15 protein-coding genes and 1 pseudogene are annotated in these 16,244 nt (G+C 65.7%); 7 read left to right on the top strand and 9 right to left on the bottom strand.

The window, feature by feature from the left end; all coding sequences use genetic code 11:
* Positions 1-42: 42 nt before the first annotated feature.
* From M1D93_RS05995 to M1D93_RS05985, 3 genes are read right to left on the bottom strand one after another with little or no spacing between them, the layout of a single operon-like run.
* Positions 43-1,170 (bottom strand): ABC transporter permease, encoded by a 1,128-nt coding sequence (locus tag M1D93_RS05995; protein WP_461174237.1) that lies wholly within the window; start codon positions 1,168-1,170, stop codon positions 43-45.
* Positions 1,163-2,212, bottom strand: coding sequence for an ABC transporter permease (locus tag M1D93_RS05990; protein ID WP_461174236.1), 1,050 nt, complete (start codon positions 2,210-2,212; stop codon positions 1,163-1,165). The genes M1D93_RS05995 and M1D93_RS05990 overlap by 8 nt, the downstream gene beginning before the upstream one ends.
* A complete protein-coding gene (locus M1D93_RS05985) occupies positions 2,209-3,759 on the bottom strand; it encodes a sugar ABC transporter ATP-binding protein (protein ID WP_461174235.1) in 1,551 nt (516 codons plus the stop codon). Before M1D93_RS05985 ends, M1D93_RS05990 begins: the two co-directional genes overlap by 4 nt.
* A 239-nt stretch (positions 3,760-3,998) precedes the next feature.
* On the opposite strand from M1D93_RS05985, the pseudogene M1D93_RS05980 reads away from it, so the two are divergent.
* Positions 3,999-4,595 (top strand): annotated as a pseudogene (locus M1D93_RS05980) (glycosyltransferase); the annotation flags it as partial.
* A gap of 208 nt (positions 4,596-4,803) precedes the next feature.
* Here M1D93_RS05980 and M1D93_RS05975 read toward each other — a convergent pair.
* The gene (locus M1D93_RS05975; protein ID WP_461174234.1) at positions 4,804-5,670 is read right to left on the bottom strand and encodes an HAD hydrolase family protein; all 867 of its coding nucleotides are present in this window, start codon (positions 5,668-5,670) and stop codon (positions 4,804-4,806) included.
* Between the two features lie 236 nt (positions 5,671-5,906).
* On the opposite strand from M1D93_RS05975, the gene M1D93_RS05970 reads away from it, so the two are divergent.
* Together M1D93_RS05970 and M1D93_RS05965 are read left to right on the top strand one after the other, a co-directional pair.
* Entirely contained in the window at positions 5,907-6,176 is a 270-nt protein-coding gene (locus M1D93_RS05970; protein ID WP_461174233.1) for a GlsB/YeaQ/YmgE family stress response membrane protein, read from the top strand.
* Positions 6,177-6,349: 173 nt separating this feature from the next.
* Positions 6,350-8,503 carry a putative bifunctional diguanylate cyclase/phosphodiesterase gene (locus M1D93_RS05965; RefSeq protein ID WP_461174232.1) on the top strand — a complete coding sequence of 718 codons (2,154 nt, stop codon included), beginning with the start codon at positions 6,350-6,352 and terminating at the stop codon, positions 8,501-8,503.
* 23 nt (positions 8,504-8,526) lie between these two features.
* On the opposite strand, the gene M1D93_RS05960 is transcribed toward M1D93_RS05965, so the two are convergent.
* Positions 8,527-8,970 (bottom strand): hypothetical protein, encoded by a 444-nt coding sequence (locus tag M1D93_RS05960; RefSeq protein WP_461174231.1) that lies wholly within the window; start codon positions 8,968-8,970, stop codon positions 8,527-8,529.
* 242 nt (positions 8,971-9,212) lie between these two features.
* Here M1D93_RS05960 and M1D93_RS05955 point away from each other — a divergent pair, with 242 nt between their 5' ends.
* Positions 9,213-9,764, top strand: coding sequence for a dihydrofolate reductase family protein (locus M1D93_RS05955; RefSeq protein ID WP_461174230.1), 552 nt, complete (start codon positions 9,213-9,215; stop codon positions 9,762-9,764).
* Here the strand turns inward: M1D93_RS05955 and mmuM are convergent.
* Complete coding sequence (gene mmuM, locus M1D93_RS05950; protein WP_461174941.1) at positions 9,761-10,735, bottom strand: homocysteine S-methyltransferase; 975 nt, start codon at positions 10,733-10,735, stop codon at positions 9,761-9,763. The genes M1D93_RS05955 and mmuM overlap by 4 nt on opposite strands.
* 99 nt (positions 10,736-10,834) lie before the next feature.
* On the opposite strand from mmuM, the gene M1D93_RS05945 reads away from it, so the two are divergent.
* The 3 genes from M1D93_RS05945 to M1D93_RS05935 all read left to right on the top strand — a co-directional run bounded on the left by M1D93_RS05945 (position 10,835) and on the right by M1D93_RS05935 (position 12,975).
* Complete coding sequence (locus tag M1D93_RS05945) at positions 10,835-11,278, top strand: hypothetical protein (protein WP_461174229.1); 444 nt, start codon at positions 10,835-10,837, stop codon at positions 11,276-11,278.
* Positions 11,275-12,027, top strand: a complete 753-nt coding sequence (locus M1D93_RS05940; protein WP_461174228.1) for a cyclase family protein — start codon at positions 11,275-11,277, stop codon at positions 12,025-12,027. Before M1D93_RS05945 ends, M1D93_RS05940 begins: the two co-directional genes overlap by 4 nt.
* 180 nt (positions 12,028-12,207) lie before the next feature.
* The gene (locus M1D93_RS05935; RefSeq protein WP_461174227.1) at positions 12,208-12,975 is read left to right on the top strand and encodes an IclR family transcriptional regulator; all 768 of its coding nucleotides are present in this window, start codon (positions 12,208-12,210) and stop codon (positions 12,973-12,975) included.
* Here M1D93_RS05935 and M1D93_RS05930 read toward each other — a convergent pair.
* The 3 genes from M1D93_RS05930 to M1D93_RS05920 form a co-directional block, all read right to left on the bottom strand.
* Positions 12,972-13,733, bottom strand: coding sequence for an IclR family transcriptional regulator (locus M1D93_RS05930; RefSeq protein ID WP_461174940.1), 762 nt, complete (start codon positions 13,731-13,733; stop codon positions 12,972-12,974). The two genes, M1D93_RS05935 and M1D93_RS05930, sit on opposite strands and share 4 nt — an antisense overlap.
* A gap of 181 nt (positions 13,734-13,914) precedes the next feature.
* Entirely contained in the window at positions 13,915-15,354 is a 1,440-nt protein-coding gene (locus M1D93_RS05925) for an amino acid permease (protein ID WP_461174226.1), read from the bottom strand.
* A gap of 255 nt (positions 15,355-15,609) precedes the next feature.
* The gene (locus M1D93_RS05920; RefSeq protein ID WP_461174225.1) at positions 15,610-16,230 is read right to left on the bottom strand and encodes an FMN-binding negative transcriptional regulator; all 621 of its coding nucleotides are present in this window, start codon (positions 16,228-16,230) and stop codon (positions 15,610-15,612) included.
* Between the last annotated feature and the right edge of the window lie 14 nt (positions 16,231-16,244).

Raw genomic sequence — 16,244 nt, 5'->3', positions numbered from 1 at the left:
CGGTCGGTGGGCTTTTGCGGTCGGTGGGCTTGTGCGGTCGGTTTACTGGACACGGTCAGGTGGTGTCTTGCTGCCGGCGGATGCGCCCTGGCTGAAGCTCTGCCGGACCCTCCTGGTGTGCCGCCATTCCCGGACGGCGGCGCCGATGCTTGGTGCCACTACAGAGAAAATGAGCAGCAGGCCGGTCACGGTGATGAGGACGACGTCGGACACCCTTCCCAGGCGCAGGGCATAGTTCAGGCTGCCGATCAGCAGCACACCGGCAACCACCCCGGGAATGGTGCCCTTGCCGCCGAAGATCGAGACACCGCCAAGGAGCACAGCAGCGATGACGGCCAGTTCCAGCCCCGATGCGTTGTCGCTGCGTGCGCTGGTGTAGCGCAGGGTCCAGTAGATCCCGGCCAGGGCTGACACGGCGCCGGAGGCCACATAAAGCCAGAATTTGCTCCGCGCCACGTTGATGCCTACGAAGTTGGCCGCCTCCTTGCTGTAGCCCATCGCGTACAGGCCGCGCCCAAACGGCGTGAAATGCAGCAGCACTCCGAAGAGCACCATGATGAGTACGACGCCGATCATCACCGTGGGGATGCCGGTGGCGCCGAGCTTGGAGGTGAAGAAGGCTGTCAGCGGCTTGGGGAAGTTGGCTACCGCGTTGTCCCCGATGACCACCAGGGCAAGGCCCCGGAAGAGGGCCAGCGTTCCGATGGTGACCGCCAGCGAGGGCAGTCCAAGGACGGCAATCAGGAAGCCGTTGAACATGCCGGCAGCTATCCCCGCCAGCAGGCAAAGGGCCAGCACCAGCCAAATATCCAGCCCGGCCGCCCAGAGCACGCCCATCAAGGCGCTGGTCAGCCCCGCGATGCTCGCCACCGAAAGGTCAATTTCTCCTGTGATGATGATCAGCGTCATGGGCATTGCGATCAGCAGGACGGGGATGACGTCCAGGAGCAGGAAGCCCGTGGTCACCGGTGAGGCGAAGCGCGGGATGGCGATGGCAGCGTAGGCCAGGAACGCCAGCAGGACGTAAATGGTGATGGCGTCACGGCTGGCCAGGATGCGGGCAGCGCCCGTCCTGCCTTTTGGCTCGGTGGCCAGCGGCTTGGTGCTGTCGGCAACCGGCGCGGCGGTGGGGGTACTGGGGGTACTGCTGGGAGTAGTGGTCTCAGACATTCCGAGCCTCGCTTATCCGCAGTTTACGGGCCGTCCGCAGGCTGGCCAGGCGGTCAATGACGATGGCCGTGAGGATCAGGATGCCCACAATCGCCTGTTGCCAGAACTTGTCCACCCGAAGAGCTGTCAGGGAGCTGGTGATGGTGGTCAGCAGGAGGGCTCCGAGGGCGGCGCCGGCAACCGTCCCGCTGCCGCCGAAAATCGCCACTCCGCCAACAACCGCGGCGGCCACCACGTCCAGCTCCATCCCGGTCCCGGTGGTGGCGCCCACCGAGTTGAAGCGGCTGGCGTAGAGCACTCCGGCCAGGCCGGCGAGGGCTCCGTTGGCGAGGAAGGCCAGGAACACGCGTTTGGACACTTTGATCCCGAGGACCTTCGCCGCTTCCGGATCTGATCCGATGGCATACAGGTCCCGGCCGGGTCGGGTGCCCGCCATGTAGACCGCAACCGCAGCGACCACCGCGATCGCCAGCAGGGTGATGATGGGGAAGCCCAGCACGGTATCCACGGACAGGGCCCCGAAGGCCTCCGGCCGGTCTCCGGCGAAGTACTGTTTGCCGCCGGCCCAGGCGTTGTTAAGTCCGCGGAACACGTACAGGGTGCCCAGGGTGATGACCAGTGCCGGCACCTTGGCCACCGTGACCAGGAAGCCGTTGACCATGCCCAGCAGGGCGCCGAAGGCCATGCCAAGGAGCAGGACCGCCAGGATGGGAAGGTCGGGCATTGCGGCGAAAATCGATCCGGTGCCGAAAGCCACCAGCCCCAGCATGGAGCCGACCGACAGATCGATGTTCCGGGTGATGATGAGCAGGGTCTGCCCGGCCGCCAGGATCACAATGATGGTGGCGTTGAGAAGCAGGTCCTTGATGCCCTGCGGGGACAGGAACAGCGGATTGTTCAGGAACGTGATCAGCACCAGCAACGCAAGGGCAATCAGGACGGGAAGTTCACGGAGCCGCAGCAGCGGGCCGAACCCGCCGCTGCCGCCGCCGTTGCGGGCCGCCGTCGTGCCTTTTTCCTCGTGTTTCACCGTGGAACTCATTCCAGAACTCCTGCCGGGGAGGTTGCCGCGTGCATGACGGATTCGGGATCCGCATCCGCCCTGTCCAGCTGGGCGGTAATTCGGCCCTCCCGCATCACGAGGACTCGGTCCGCCATGCCCAGGACCTCCGGAAGCTCGGAGGAGATCATCAGGATGGCGATGCCCCGGCCGGCGAGGTCGGAAATGAGGCGATGGACTTCGCTCTTGGTGCCCACGTCGATGCCGCGGGTGGGTTCGTCGATGATGAGCAGCTTCGGATCGGTGGCCAGCCACTTGGCGAGCACCACCTTCTGCTGGTTGCCGCCGGAGAGCGTGGAGACGGCGTGCTCCTGGGAGCCGGCCTTCACCTGCAGCCGCTTGCTCCACTCCTTCGCGGCGGCACGCTCTTTGGCGCCGTTGATGAGCCCGGCGGTCACGAATTTGTTCCGGAGAGTGAGTGTGACGTTCCGGGCCACCGACAGGTTCATCACCAGCCCCTGCTTGCGCCGGTCCTCCGGGACAAAGCCCAGCCCGGCAGCGATGGCAGCCTGGGGGCTCCGGGCCTTCAGCGGCTTTCCCTCGACAGAAACCTGTCCCGAATCGTAGGGGTCGATGCCGAAGACGGCGCGGGCCACTTCGGTCCTGCCGGCGCCCACCAGGCCGGCGAGGGCAACAATTTCTCCGGCACGGACTTCAAAGCTGATGTCACGGAAAACCCCGGACCTGCTGAGCCCGTCAACGTTGAGGACGGTGCGTCCGATGTCGGCCTCGGCCTTGGGGAACAGGGTTCCGATGTCCCGGCCCACCATCTCCCGGACAATCCTCTCAACGGTGACCTCTGAGGTCCGGTGTGTTGCGATGTAGCGCCCGTCCCGCATCACGGTAATCCGGTCGCAGAGATCGAACACTTCATCGAAGCGGTGCGAAATGAACAGGATTCCGGTCCCCTTGTCCCGCAAAGCCCGGGCCACGGCAAACAGCCGGTCCACTTCCACCCCGCTGAGCGCGGCAGTGGGCTCGTCCATGACCAGCACTTTGGCATCGAGCGAGATGGCCTTGGCGATTTCGATGATCTGCTGGTCCGCGATGGAGAGCCCTTCCGCCACCCGCGACGGGTCGATAGGCACCCCCAGCCGGTCGAACAGTTCTGTGGCCTGCCGCCGCATCTCGGCACGGCTGATCAGCCGTGACCGGCCCTTGGGCTGGCGGCCAATGAAAATGTTTTCCGCCACCGTGAGGTCCGGGAACAGGGTGGGTTCCTGGTAGATCACCGAGATTCCAGCACCCTTGCTTTCCGCCACGTTCCGAAAGTGGACAGGCTCGCCGCTGAGCCGGAAGTCCCCGGAGTCGGGGTGGTAAAGGCCCGCGAGGATCTTTACGAGGGTGGACTTGCCGGCGCCGTTCTCCCCGACAAGCGCGTGGATTTCCCCCGCCCGGATCTCCACAGTGCCGTCTGCCAGAGCCACCACCGGGCCAAAGGTCTTCGCCGCCCCCGTCAGTGAGAGCACCGGAGCACCTTGCTGGAGCCCTTGCCCGGGCTCCGGAATTTCACTGCGATCCTGCTGCATCTGGAAACCGCGTCTCTGAGGTTTATGCTTCGCCAATGAATCGTTTCATAACGTCCAAGTGATTTGAATCATAATTCCCGTTGAACAGCACGGTCAATAGAATTTACGGGCCGCGGAGCATTCGTGATTGATCTGTGTTCAAACTCCTGCAGGAGCAGGGTCCTGATGTTTCCCAAACCTGTCCCCCGGCGTCACATCCGGTCCCCCGCGCGGCAACGCCCTCCGCCCACCGTGGAGGGGTGAGGATCGCAATTGTCGCCGAATCATTCCTGCCGCTGATGAACGGCGTAACGCATTCCATCCTGCGCGTGCTGGAGCACCTCGAGGACCGGGGCGACGACGTCCTGGTCATCGCGCCCTCCACGCAGGACGGGGAAGCCCCGGAGCGCGTAAGGGGCGCCGGGATCCAACGGCTGCCTGCCGTGCCGCTGGCCGGCTACGCGAACGTCAGGGTGGCGATGGGCGGTGTGTACCGGGTCAAGCGAATCCTTGCCGGCTACGCACCGGACGTGGTCCACCTGGCCTCATCGTTCGTCCTCAACTGGCGGGCGATCCAGGCGGCCCGCCAGTTGGGAATCCCCACCGTGGCCATCTACCAGACCGAAGTTCCCAGCTACGCGGCACGGTACGGCGTGCCGTTCCTGGAAAACTGGGCCTGGAACCGGGTGGAGAACATCCATTTGCTCGCCACCCGCACCCTGGTACCGTCCACGTTCGCGCTGAACCAGTTGCGCGGCCGCGGCGTCCCGAGAGTGCAGATGTGGCGCCGGGGCGTGGACACGGCAAGGTTCTCGCCGGAAAAGCGCGACGGCGGGTGGCGGGCTGCCGTGGCTCCCGTCAGGCGGATCACGCCAAGCGCCGCGCGTTTGCCGCGGCGGCCCACGCCTCGGTCCAGGACAGGACGTGGCCTGCTCTCTGCAGCGAACTGGTCGGGCATTACCACTCGGTGATCAGCCTCGGGACACGAAGCGCGGATCAACAGGCGTTGGAGCGGGCACTCCCCCGGGTTTAGTTCAGGAAGGAGGCCTAGCTCAGGAAGGAGGGCTAGTTCAGGAGGCCGAGCTCGGCGAAGGCGAGCGCCACTCCGTTTCCAGATGGAGCGGCGGTAATGCGGTCAGCAACCGCCAGCACAGCCGGGTGCCCGCCTTCCACGGCGATCCCCACAGCGGCGTACTCAAGCATCTCAATGTCGTTGGCGCTGTCTCCGATGGCCACGATGTCCGCACGGTCGAGGCCGAGGTGCGCCTCCACCACCTGGATGCCTACCGCCTTGTGCGTTCCGGCCATGAAGATCTCGCCGGCCCTCTCGCCCAGGGCGGAAAGGGAACTGGGGATCAGTCCAACCTGCGGCCCCAGCCCGTCCACCAGTTGCTGCAACGGCACCGGCGAATCGAAGCAGGATATTTTGGCGTACGACGTGGAGCGCAGGTCATCGCTGTATTGCATGGGCCCCAGGATGTCCTCGAGGGGATCCACATCGGTGCTGAGGATTCCGTCGTGCTGTGGCCGCCCGGCGAAAATGGGTCCAAGCACCTCCCTCAGCCTCTGGTCCACGCCCGTGCGGCCATGCAGGGCCTCGGGTGCTTCCAGGATGTAGGCGGCGTTATGTGCGTCCAGCGTCTCCACAATCCTGGCGGCCAGATCCGGTTCGAAGCGCGTGTCCTTCAAGACCTCTCCCCCACACTCCACCCGGGCACCGGCTCCGGTGATGCTGCCGTCGAAACCGGCTTCCAGGATGTGGCCGGGGACCATCGAGAGCGGCCGCCCCGTGCAGACGAAGACCAGGTGCCCCAGCCGACGGGCGGTGCGGACGGCCTCCACATGGGCTTCCGGGGCAAGCCCGTGGTCAGCGTAGGTGCCGTCGATATCGAGGAAGATGGCGCGAGGGCGGACGGTCTGCTGGCTGGACATGCCGGAGCTCCTGGGTAGATGGCGGGGAAGCCAACTCTATCGAAGAGCGTTCACTGCGCCGGTGTCCCCGATTCCGCTGCTGCTTCCACGGCCTGGCTAAAAGAGCCCACATTCCCACCGCCAAACTGACAGCCATCCCGTAATAAACAAGCCTTGAAGTGTAGTAGGCACACTGCTTGAATTATGGAACCGGAATTGGGGGCCCGGCACAACTTAACTGATTAAGGAGTGACAACATGGGCATTCTCGGATTTCTCATTTTGGGCCTGATCGCCGGCGCTATTGCAAAGGCCATCCTGCCTGGCCGTCAGGGCGGAGGCTGGGTGATCACCATGGTCCTCGGCGTTGTCGGCGCTCTTCTGGGCGGCTGGATCGGCTCCCTGGTCTTCGGTGGCGGACTGGCTGAATTCTTCGATCTCCGCACCTGGCTCCTGGCAATTCTGGGCGCGATTATCGTCCTGCTGGTTTACGGGGCAGTCACCAACCGCAGCCACCGCCGGGTGTAGCCACCCAACAAATTTTGTAAGGGCTGGCGCCGTTCTCCGCACGCGGAGGACGGCGCTTTTGCTTGCCGGCATGCCAAGGCGCTCACCGGCAAAACTTTAGTTTCGAAAAACTGCTTCCGCAGGAGCCTGAATTTCGGTCGTCGGCACTTTATGATGTGCGAGGGGGGTGTGACATGGCTGATTCTCAGGGCCACAGCAACAGTGTTGCAGGGGATGCGTTTGGCGCAGTGCTGGATGCCAGCCCCGATGCACTCCTCGCACTGGCGGCGGACGGCACCATCACCATGGCCAACGCCGCTGCCGAGAGGCTTTTCGGAGCGAGCCGGGAAGAATTGACGGGCCGGAACCATCAGGTGCTGCTTGCGGAGGGTTTCCGCGGCGAGGTGGACCAGCTCTTCCGCCAGCTGCTCGCCCAGCCCGGGATACATCCGCAGCCGCGGGAGGTTTACGGGGTCCACAGCAGCGGCACAGAGTTTTCGGCGGAGGTGGCAGCATCGCTGCTCCCGGACCTTGCTGCCGACGGCCCTACCGGCAGCCAAACAGCACCGCAGCTGCTGTTGTCCGTCCGCGGCACCTCGCACCGGAAAGCAGCGGACGAGGACCTGCGCGAGGCGATGTCTCTGCTGACTGCAACCCTGGAATCCACGGCAGATGGCATCCTGGTCATGAGTGCTGAGGGCCGCGTGGCCGGGTTCAACGACCAGTTCCTGCGCATGTGGGGCATCCCGCCGGAACTGCTGAAGGGTGACAGTGAGGACCCGATCATGCGGCTGGTCATTGCCCAAGTGGCGGATCCAGTTGCCTTTATGGGCCGGATCACCGAGTTGGAGGACAACCCGGCGGCAGAAAGCCACGACGTACTGGATTTTAAGGACGGCCGGACCTTCGAGCGCTATTCGCGCCCGCAACGGGTGGGCGAGAACATCGTTGGCAGGGTGTGGAGCTTCCGGGACGTGACCCCGCGGCGCAAGGCGCAGGAACAGGCGCACCAGGCGATGCTCGACCTCGCCGCCCAGGCGGAGAAACTGCGCACCATGGCCTTCCAGGATCCGCTCACCGGGCTCGCCAACAGGGCCGTCTTTAACGACGGACTGCTGGAAGCACTGACAGAGCCGCGGCTAAAGACAGTGGACGTCCTGCTGCTGGACCTGGACGATTTCAAGGAAGTCAACGACATCCTGGGGCACCAGGCCGGCGACGAGATGCTGATTGAGGTGGCCCGCCGGCTGCGCGGTTGCGCACCCACTGCGGATGTGGTGGCCAGGCTCGGGGGTGACGAGTTCGTGGTGCTGCTGACGGCCTGTCCGGACGCAGACGCGATCGCGGCCTGCATTGTGCGGTGCCTGCACGTGCCCGTGACCATCAACGGCACCCTCCTCCGGCCAAGCCTCAGCCTGGGGCTCGCGTCGCTGGGCCAGCAAAGTGTAGGGGCCTCGGAGCTGCTGCGGCACGCCGATATTGCCATGTACGCTGCCAAGGCTGCGGGCAAGAACCGGTTCCTGCGGTTCCACCCGGACATGATGGCGGCCCTGGTGCAAAGGACGGACATGGAAAGCGGGTTGCAGTTGGCCGTGGCGCGTGGGGAAATCTCGGTGGACTTCCAGCCGATTGTCTCGCACCGCATGGGCCAGGTTGTTAAGTTCGAGGCACTGGCGAGGTGGGACAGGGGCGGCGAGCGCGTCCCGCCGTCGGTATTTATCCCGCTGGCTGAACGCACCGGGCTGATCAGTGAAATCGGCGCCGAGGTGATGGCCCTGGGCATGGTGCAGCTGGCGCCGTGGCTCAGCGAGGACCCGTCCCGGTCCCTGTCCGTGAACGTTTCAGGCGTCCAGCTGCAGGAAGCGGATTTCGCCGAGCAGGTCCTCCGCCTCGCCGAAGCCAGCGGCGTGGCCGCGTACCAGCTGGTGCTTGAGGTGACGGAAAGCGTTTTTTTCGACGCCGACTGCAGCCTGATCAAACAGCTCAGCACGCTGCGGGAGGCCGGAGCCCGGGTTGCCTTGGACGATTTCGGGACCGGCTATTCCTCACTGGGCCGGCTGCAGGACCTGCCGGTGGACACCGTGAAGATCGACAAGACGTTTGTCTCAATGGTCCGCACGGGCGCCGAGCGGCTGCCCATCCTCAGCTCGATGATCAATATGGCCCACAGCCTGGGGCTCACCGTGACGGCTGAAGGCGTGGAAACGGCCGCGCAGGCCGATTACCTGACCGCGCTCGAGTGCGATTCGCTGCAGGGTTACCTGTTCTCGCTACCGGAACCCGGCGAGCGGCTGGAGTATGCCCTGCACCATGCGGAAGAAGCCCTCCATGCGCTGAAGGCCCGGTAGGGCGCCTCAACCGGCAATCGGAACTACGCGGCCTGCTTACGTCCGGGCTGCTTCGCACTCTTTTTCGGTGCGGCGGGTGCCGGCTGCTGAGGGGATGACGGCGTCGTGCCCTGCCGGGCGGGTGCGGGTTCCGTGAAGTTGGCTTCTTCAGCGTCGTGGGCTGCTGCTCCAGGAGTGTACGTTTCCTCAACGGCGTACGCTGCTTCAGCAGCGTAGGCTGCTTCGGCGGCGCGGTTGCGCTTCCAGCGCCGGACCAGGTCGACGGCGGCCAGGGCGCCGGCCAGCGGGGTGAGGACGGCTGCGCCGTAGACAAACAGCATCCAGGTCAGGGTGGTCAGCGGGGGCTGGTTGTTGTGCAGGAGCGACAGGCCGCCCAGAAGGCCGACGGCCCAGAAAAGGACCACTGCGGCGAGGACCGCGGCGGCCGGGAAATACTGGTTGGACACGATTTTTTTCAGGGTTTCCATGCACTTCCTCCTGCCTGGCCGGGGGCGCGGCAACAGCCGCTCAAAACCAGTATGGGGCTGCCGGGCCAGGAATTTGGGCAACACGCAGGGGGTGGTGATGAACCTAACGCCTGGCTGCCGTGGATTCGGCCCGCGCTTCACCAGCAGGCCCCTTCCCTGCCGCCCATGCAGCTAATAGGGTGGGCCTGTCCGGCCACCTGGCGCCGGCTTGCCCGCACCGTTGGTGCCAACTGGAGGTTCCCATGCGTAAAGTCACAGCCGGCCTGTTTCACTCCGTGGACGGCGTGGTGTCGGATCCCTACAAGTTCCAGTTCGACAGCTTCGATGATGAACTCGGCGTGGGCCTGACCCGGATGATGGAAACCGTGGACACCGTGGTGCTGGGCCGCGTGAGCTACCAGGAATGGGCGGCCTACTGGCCCAACGCCTCGGTGGATGAGGACTTCGCCGGCTTCATCAATTCCGTGGAGAAGTTCGTGGCTTCCCGGACGTTGTCGGAACCGCTGGAATGGCAGAATTCGCAGCTGATGGACGCCCCGCTGGAAGAGTTCGTGGCCAAGCTGAAGTCGGGCGACGGCGGTGAGATCGCCGTGTGCGGCAGTATCTCGGTGACGCGGCACCTGTTGTTTGCCGGGCTGCTTGATTCCCTCACGCTGATGACCCACCCAGTGATCGCAGGGAGCGGCCGCCGCCTCTTTGAGGACGGTGACCCCGCCACCCGGCTGGTCCTGCAGGACCAGTACCGGACCAGCAAGGGCAACGTGATCAGCACCTATGGGCGCCTCGAGAGCTAAGCGGCACTGATAGCGGCTGCGACGGCGGCAATGTCGCCGGGCGTCGTCCGGCAGCAGCCGCCGATGATGCGGGCACCGGCCTTCATCCAGCTGGCGGTTCCCGCGGCAAGGCTGCCGGGCCGGGCGGTATTCTCTGCCGCGGGGCTGCTGCTCGCCCATGCTGCGGCAGGTGCCCAGGTCTTCGCGACGGGATCGTAAGTTTCACCGGAGTTGGGATAGGCCAGCAGCGGCTTGTCCGTGGCTTGGCCCAGGGCCACGAGCGCTGGGCTCACCAGTTCCAGCGGCACGCAGTTTACGCCGATCGCGGCAACCAGGGGCTCCGCGGCAAGGAGTTCGGCCACGGCCGTCAGCGGGGTGCCGTCACTGATATGGGTGCCATCCCGCAGGGAAAAGGAAAACCAGGATTCGACGCCGTATTCCCGGGCCAGTGCCAGCAGAGCCTGTGCTTCAGCAAAGGACGGGAGCGTTTCGCACGCGAGGAAATCGGCGCCGGCTTCCACCAGCGCGGCAAGGCGGGGACGGTGGAAGTTCCGGAACTCGGTGGGTGTCAGGACGTAGTCCCCGCGGTATTCGGAGCCGTCCGCGAGGTAGGCCCCGTATGGGCCGATCGATCCGGCAATCAGCAGGGGTCCGGCGTCGGGGGCGGCGTCCAGGTGCTCCCGGCGGGCCTCGTCCGCCAGCCGGACAGACAACGCCACGAGCTCCAGCGCCTCCTGCTCCCCCATCCCCCGCGCGGCAAAGCCCTGGGGCGTGGCCTGGTAGCTGGCGGTGGTGGCAATCCTGGCACCTGCCGCGAAGTAGTCGCGGTGGACGTCCTTGATCAAGTGGGGCTGTTCGAGCAGGACCTTGGCCGACCACAGGGGATCGTTGAGGTTGCAGCCGCGGGCCTCGAGCTCGGTGGCCAGGGCGCCGTCAGCAGGCAGGTGCCCGCTGGCTTCCAGCAGGGACGACAGCGGAGCAGTGAAAGGCATGTCAGTCATAATACGCATTTCTTTATGATTGTAATGATTATTTCTTTCTGTCACGATGGCAGGCAACCGCCAGCCCGGCGGGAGGAAAGAGGACAGGCTTTGGACGTTCAACTGCACCCGGTACGCAAGCTGCGCGTGCATTGGCCCATCAGCGGCACCACCTTTGCCCAGCTGGCCAAAGGCAAAGCGAGCGCCTTCCGCGATGACCCGGGCATCGCCCATCTCCTGCAGGCACTGACGCAGTTCCGGGAGCTGGGCGACTTCGGCAACTACAAGCACGTTTTCGAATCCGGCCTGGGTTTCGAAGGGTTCACCACGGCCGAGGGCGCCAACCCCACCTTGGGCCGCGTCGGCGAGCAGACCCTGTCACCAACCTTCGTTTTCACTACCTATTTCGACGCGTCCCTGGAGGACGCCGCGGTGGAACGCTTTCTGCGCCAGATCGTGGAGATCCACCCGTGGGAAGTGCCGGTCATCGAACTCACCGGACCCCTCAGTGTTTCCAGCAGTGCGCTGGTGCCCCAAGGAGCTGCTGCATCATGACGAACACCGCCACCGTTTCCCTCTGGGAGAGCCTGCAGCCGCTGCTCTCGGGCAGGCAATTCGTTGACCTGACGCACGCCTTCCACCCCGGCCAGCCACACTTCGCCGCCTTCCCGGATGAGGAGCGGGAGGCCCTCTTTGACCTGGAGAAGGGTGACGGGTTCACCGCCCATCGGTACACGATCGTGGGCCAATGGGGCACCCACGTGGATCCGCCGTCCCACTTCATTCGCGGCGGCAGGACCCTGGACCAGATCCCGGTGGAGGAGATGATCCTTCCGCTGGTGGTTTTGGACATCACCTCCCGCGTGGCCGGCAACCCGGATGCCACCCCCACCTTGCAGGACGTGCAGGACTGGGAACGCCGGAACGGCACCATCCCGGCGGGCGCTTTCGTGGCCCTGCGCACCGGCTGGAGCAGCCGCTGGCCGGTCCCGGACGCCATGGCCAACCGGGACAGCGACGGGTTGAGCCACACGCCTGGGTGGTCCCGCGAGGTGCTGTCCTTCCTGGTCAACGAGCGGTCCATTGCGGCGGTAGGCCACGAGCAGACGGACACAGACCCGGGCCTCGCCACCTCCCGCCAGGACTTCAGCCTGGAAACCTATGTCCTGGAGCAGGACCGCTGGCAGATTGAACTGCTGGCGAACCTGGACGGGCTTCCGGAATCCGGCGCCGTCGTCGTCGCAACCTGGGCCAGGCCACTGGGCGGCAGCGGTTTCCCGGCACGGGTGTTTGCCATCTGCTGATGCGGCTTTGCGGCCCGACGTCCCGCTCAGCTGCGCCGTGGTCGCCTGAAAAGTGCGGGGTCGCGGAAACGCTTCAGCGAGCGGGCACTGTTCCGGCGATTCCGACGGCGTCCTGGCGCCGCTGCCCGCAGCCACCCTGCCAGCGCACGGCCAGGAAAGCCCTCCACTAGACTCGACTCCATGTCAAAAACCTCCAGCATGGGCCGCGGAATCATGGCCGTCCTTGCTGTTGGCGCCCGCCACGCAGCCGGACACCCCGGCGGGACAGTGGCCGACGTCGCCGCGGACCTGGGCAAGGACCGCAGCCAGGTGTCGCGCAACCTGCGCAGCGGCGAGCAGGAGGGCTTCCTTACCCGGACCGGCCAGCGCACCTACACACTGGACTGGTCCCTCCTCACCGACGCGCAACTGCTGACGGAACGCCGTTTACAGTCCGACGGCGGCACCGCCTTGGACACGCTGGCCCGCGAAACCGACGAGGCGTGCTTCCTTGGGGTCCTCCATGGCGACAGCACAGTGACCATCGGTGAAAGCGTCCCGGCCAGCAGCAACCTGGTGGGCTCCTGGCTGGGCCGGCCCTACCCTGCCTACTGCAGTGATGCAGGCCAGGCAGTGCTCTGGGAGGCGTCGGAGGCAGAAGTGCGGACCGTCTTCGCGGAGGTCGACTTCGTCCGCCACGGCCCGAACTCGCCCTCAGACGTGAACGACTTCCTGGCACGGCGGGAAGCGGCCCGTGAACGCGGTTATACGATCGTGGACGAGGAGGCCGAACCAGGGCTCTACTCCCTGGCCGCCCCCGTCCGGGACTTCAAGGGCGACGTGGTGGCGGCGCTGCAGATCGTGGGCATCAAGGCCCGACTGGAGCCGCGCCGGGAAGCGTGCGCGGCAGCGCTGATGGCACAGGGCCGGTGGCTCGAACAAAGGCTCGGTTACCAGCCGCAGGACTAGGCCCGGGAAGCTCCGAGCCGTTCCGCCGCCTGGCCAAGCACTGCTGCAAAAGAGCCCGCATCAGACCCGATCCCGGCACGGCTTCCCAGCACGCTGAGCGAGGCAAGGATTGCCCCGCCGGCATCGCGCACAGGCACCGCAAGTTCCACCACATCGTGCTCAAATTCTTCGACGGCGGCAACGTAGCCAGCGGCATGGTCCCGGACCATCAGGTCCCAGACCTCATCGGTGGAATGGGCAGCACCAGGACCGCCGATGCCGATGTAGTTCACGTCCCGGAGCAGCGCATCCAAGGAAGGCCGGTCATGATCCCAGAGCAGCGCCCGGCCGGCGCCGGTGCACCAGGCCGGAGTCACCATGCCGGGCTTCACGAAGCTTCCGGGTACGGCGTCGTTGCTTGAACTCCTGACCAGGATCACGCGGTAGCCGTCCCGGACCGAGAGCCGTGCCCGGAGACCCAGCGATGCCACCAGCGCTTCGAGTTCCGTTTTGGCTTCCCGGACCCAGCCGGTGTTCAGCGCGGCGGCCAGGCTGAAGAACCGCTGACCGGTGCGGAACGGGCCGCGGTCCACACGCTCGAGCAGCCCGAGATCGCACAGTTCCTGGGTCAGCCGGGACACGCGGCTTTGGTCCATGTCCAATTCGGCCGCCAGTTGGGAAACACCCAGCAGTTGGCGGCCCCGTTTCTCCCGGTCGGCCACCAGCCGCACAATGCGGAGCCCCTGCGCCATTGACGACGCCTCAGCGGACGAATCCACGCTCATCTGCCCCTCCCCGGAAACCTCGCCCTATTCTTCCACGGTCCCGCCCCGCAAAGGCGCGGAAGCAAGGGCATAGGAATGAACGACGGCGGCCGCCCGGGAAGGTGCGTGACGCGCCCAACCCGGCTGCCGCCGTCGTCCGCTGCCGTTACGTGGCGGACAGTTACCTGGCGGGCAGTTATTTGGCGGGCAGCGCCTTCCGGCCGTGGCGGAAGTGGAACCAGATGTAGCAGGCGGCCACAAACGGGATGCCGAAGTAGAGCGCGGCGGCTTGGGTGGGGTCGAGGGCGATGCCGATCAGGGAGACCACGCAGAGCGAGAACGCCAGGATGGGTACCAGTGGGAACAGCGGCGCTTTGTATGCGAGGGCGGACACATCGCCGCCGTTGCGGACGAAGGCGCGGCGGTGGAAGAAATGCGAGGCGGTGATGGACATCCACACGCCCACCACGGCGAAGCCCGCCACCGAGACCAGCACCAGGTAGACCGTTTCCGGGGCAACCACGCTGCTGATCAGCGACGCGACGCCGCCCACCATGCTCACCGAGAGCGCGATTAACGGGATGCCGCGGCGGGTCAGTTTTTTGAAGGCGCGGGGTGCGTGGCCTTCGTCGGAGAGGGAGTAGAGCATGCGGGCGCAGGAGAAGAGGCCGCTGTTGCCGGCGGACAGGAGCGCGGTGATGATGACGAAGTTCATGATGTCGGCGGCGAAGGGGAGGCCGATGGCGGAGAAGACCGTCACGAACGGGCTTTCGTCCAGGCCCACCTCGTTGTACGGGATGGTGGCGGCGATGACGGCGATGGCCCCAACGAAGAAGATGAGCAGCCGGAGCACGGTGGTGCGCATGGCTTTGGGGATGCTCGTGGCGGGGTCCCTGGTTTCGCCTGCCGCCACGCCGATGAGTTCCGAGCCGGAGAAGGCGTAGAAGACGGCGAGGACTGTGACCAGGACACCGGTGAAACCATTCGGAAACAAGCCTGCGTCGGTGGCGAAGTCCTCGAACAAGAACGGGTGCTCTCCCTCGCCGCTGAGCGGGCGGAAACCGAAGAGGGCGGCACCGCCGAGCACGATGAGGACGATGATGGCGGCCACCTTCACGATGGCGAACCAGAACTCGGACTCGCCGAAGAACTTGGAGGAGACGGCGTTGAAGCCGAAGAGGACCGCGGCGAACACCAGGCACCAGACCCAGACGTCCACATCCGGGAACCAGCGCTGCATGAGCAGGCCGGAGGCGGTGAATTCCGAGCCGATGGCCACCGCCCAGCAGAGCCAGTACAGCCAGGCGGTGGCAAAGCCGGTGGCGGGGCCGATGGAGCGGGCGGCGTAGATGTGGAACGCGCCGGACACCGGGTAGGCGATGGCGAGTTCACCCAGGCAGGCCATGACCAGGTACACCACGAAGGCGCCCACCAGGTAGGCAATCACCGCGCCGAGCGGGCCGGCCTGAGAGATGGTGTAGCCGGAGCTGAGGAACAGGCCGGAGCCGATGACGCCGCCCATGGCGATCATCACCAGGTGGCGCGGGCCCATCGAGCGGCGAAGTCCGGACTCTGCCTGTTGCCTTGCCGTGCCAGTTGGCTGCTCATCCAGCGTGAGCGGTGCTGAGGGTTCCACGGGCGTCTCCAATGTGGGGGTCGATAGGTGCGATTGGGCGCGCGCAGTCTCCCTGGTCCCGCTTCCGGGAAACGAAGAAATGCACGTCGACAGTGCTGAAAGTAGCACGCGCGCCGAATTTCCAGTCATCAAAGACATAAAGACATGCTTATATTGCACGCTGTTACTTCCGGTGACCGCCCAGGGATAAGGTACGACGGCGCCGCCCGCCTGCCGCTGGGAGGCGGGCCAACGCCGTCGTACGTCCCTCGCGGCTCAGCCGCGCACGCGCTCCACCGCGGCGGCACTGGCTTCCTGCCCGCCTGCCCGAAGTCCCGCCACCACCCCTGCGGCGTCCTCGGCGGAGCGGTTCTGGCTGAGCTTTTCCTTGGCCTCGATCCGCGTGATCACCAGCTCGACGCCCACGATGGCGCGCAGCTGCCCGGCGATGAACCGCTCGGGGGCGTCGTCAGCGGCCCAGGGATGTTCCCGGCCGTCCTCATGCAGCCCTGTCAGGCGCCGGACGTGCCGGCCCAGCCAGTCGGCGTCGTCCTGGATGACGAGCTCACCGTAGACATGGGCGGTGGAGTAGTTCCAGGTGGGTACCACGCGGCCGTGCTCAGCTTTGGAGGGGTACCAGGACGGCGAGATGTAGGCATCCGGACCTTCAATGATGGCGAGCGCTTCCCCTTTTATGGCGCTGGACCACTGCGGATTGTTCCGGGCCATGTGGGCGTGGAGTGCGCCGTATTCCCCCACGGAGGGTTCATAGACGAAGGGCAGCAGTGTGGCCAGCAGGCCCTGGTCCGTCATGGTGACCAGGTTGGCCGCGGCGGGCCGCGCGAGGAGGTGGTGGACGGCGTCGGCGTCTGCTGCGAAGTGGGCGGGGATGTACATGATGGGGTCCTTTC

It is taken from the genome of Arthrobacter sp. Z1-9 (assembly GCF_054792695.1).
This window is presented reverse-complemented; position numbering and strand designations above follow the sequence as displayed.

Bases quoted from the DNA above. Each gene is read 5' to 3' on its own strand.
- M1D93_RS05995 (WP_461174237.1), bottom strand. From the start codon at position 1,170: ATGTCTGAGACCACTACTCCCAGCAGTACCCCCAGTACCCCCACCGCC.
- M1D93_RS05990 (WP_461174236.1), bottom strand. From the start codon at position 2,212: ATGAGTTCCACGGTGAAACACGAGGAAAAAGGCACGACGGCGGCCCGC.
- M1D93_RS05985 (WP_461174235.1), bottom strand. From the start codon at position 3,759: ATGCAGCAGGATCGCAGTGAAATTCCGGAGCCCGGGCAAGGGCTCCAG.
- M1D93_RS05975 (WP_461174234.1), bottom strand. From the start codon at position 5,670: ATGTCCAGCCAGCAGACCGTCCGCCCTCGCGCCATCTTCCTCGATATC.
- M1D93_RS05970 (WP_461174233.1), top strand. From the start codon at position 5,907: ATGGGCATTCTCGGATTTCTCATTTTGGGCCTGATCGCCGGCGCTATT.
- M1D93_RS05965 (WP_461174232.1), top strand. From the start codon at position 6,350: ATGGCTGATTCTCAGGGCCACAGCAACAGTGTTGCAGGGGATGCGTTT.
- M1D93_RS05960 (WP_461174231.1), bottom strand. From the start codon at position 8,970: ATGGAAACCCTGAAAAAAATCGTGTCCAACCAGTATTTCCCGGCCGCC.
- M1D93_RS05955 (WP_461174230.1), top strand. From the start codon at position 9,213: ATGCGTAAAGTCACAGCCGGCCTGTTTCACTCCGTGGACGGCGTGGTG.
- mmuM (WP_461174941.1), bottom strand. From the start codon at position 10,735: ATGCCTTTCACTGCTCCGCTGTCGTCCCTGCTGGAAGCCAGCGGGCAC.
- M1D93_RS05940 (WP_461174228.1), top strand. From the start codon at position 11,275: ATGACGAACACCGCCACCGTTTCCCTCTGGGAGAGCCTGCAGCCGCTG.
- M1D93_RS05935 (WP_461174227.1), top strand. From the start codon at position 12,208: ATGTCAAAAACCTCCAGCATGGGCCGCGGAATCATGGCCGTCCTTGCT.
- M1D93_RS05920 (WP_461174225.1), bottom strand. From the start codon at position 16,230: ATGTACATCCCCGCCCACTTCGCAGCAGACGCCGACGCCGTCCACCAC.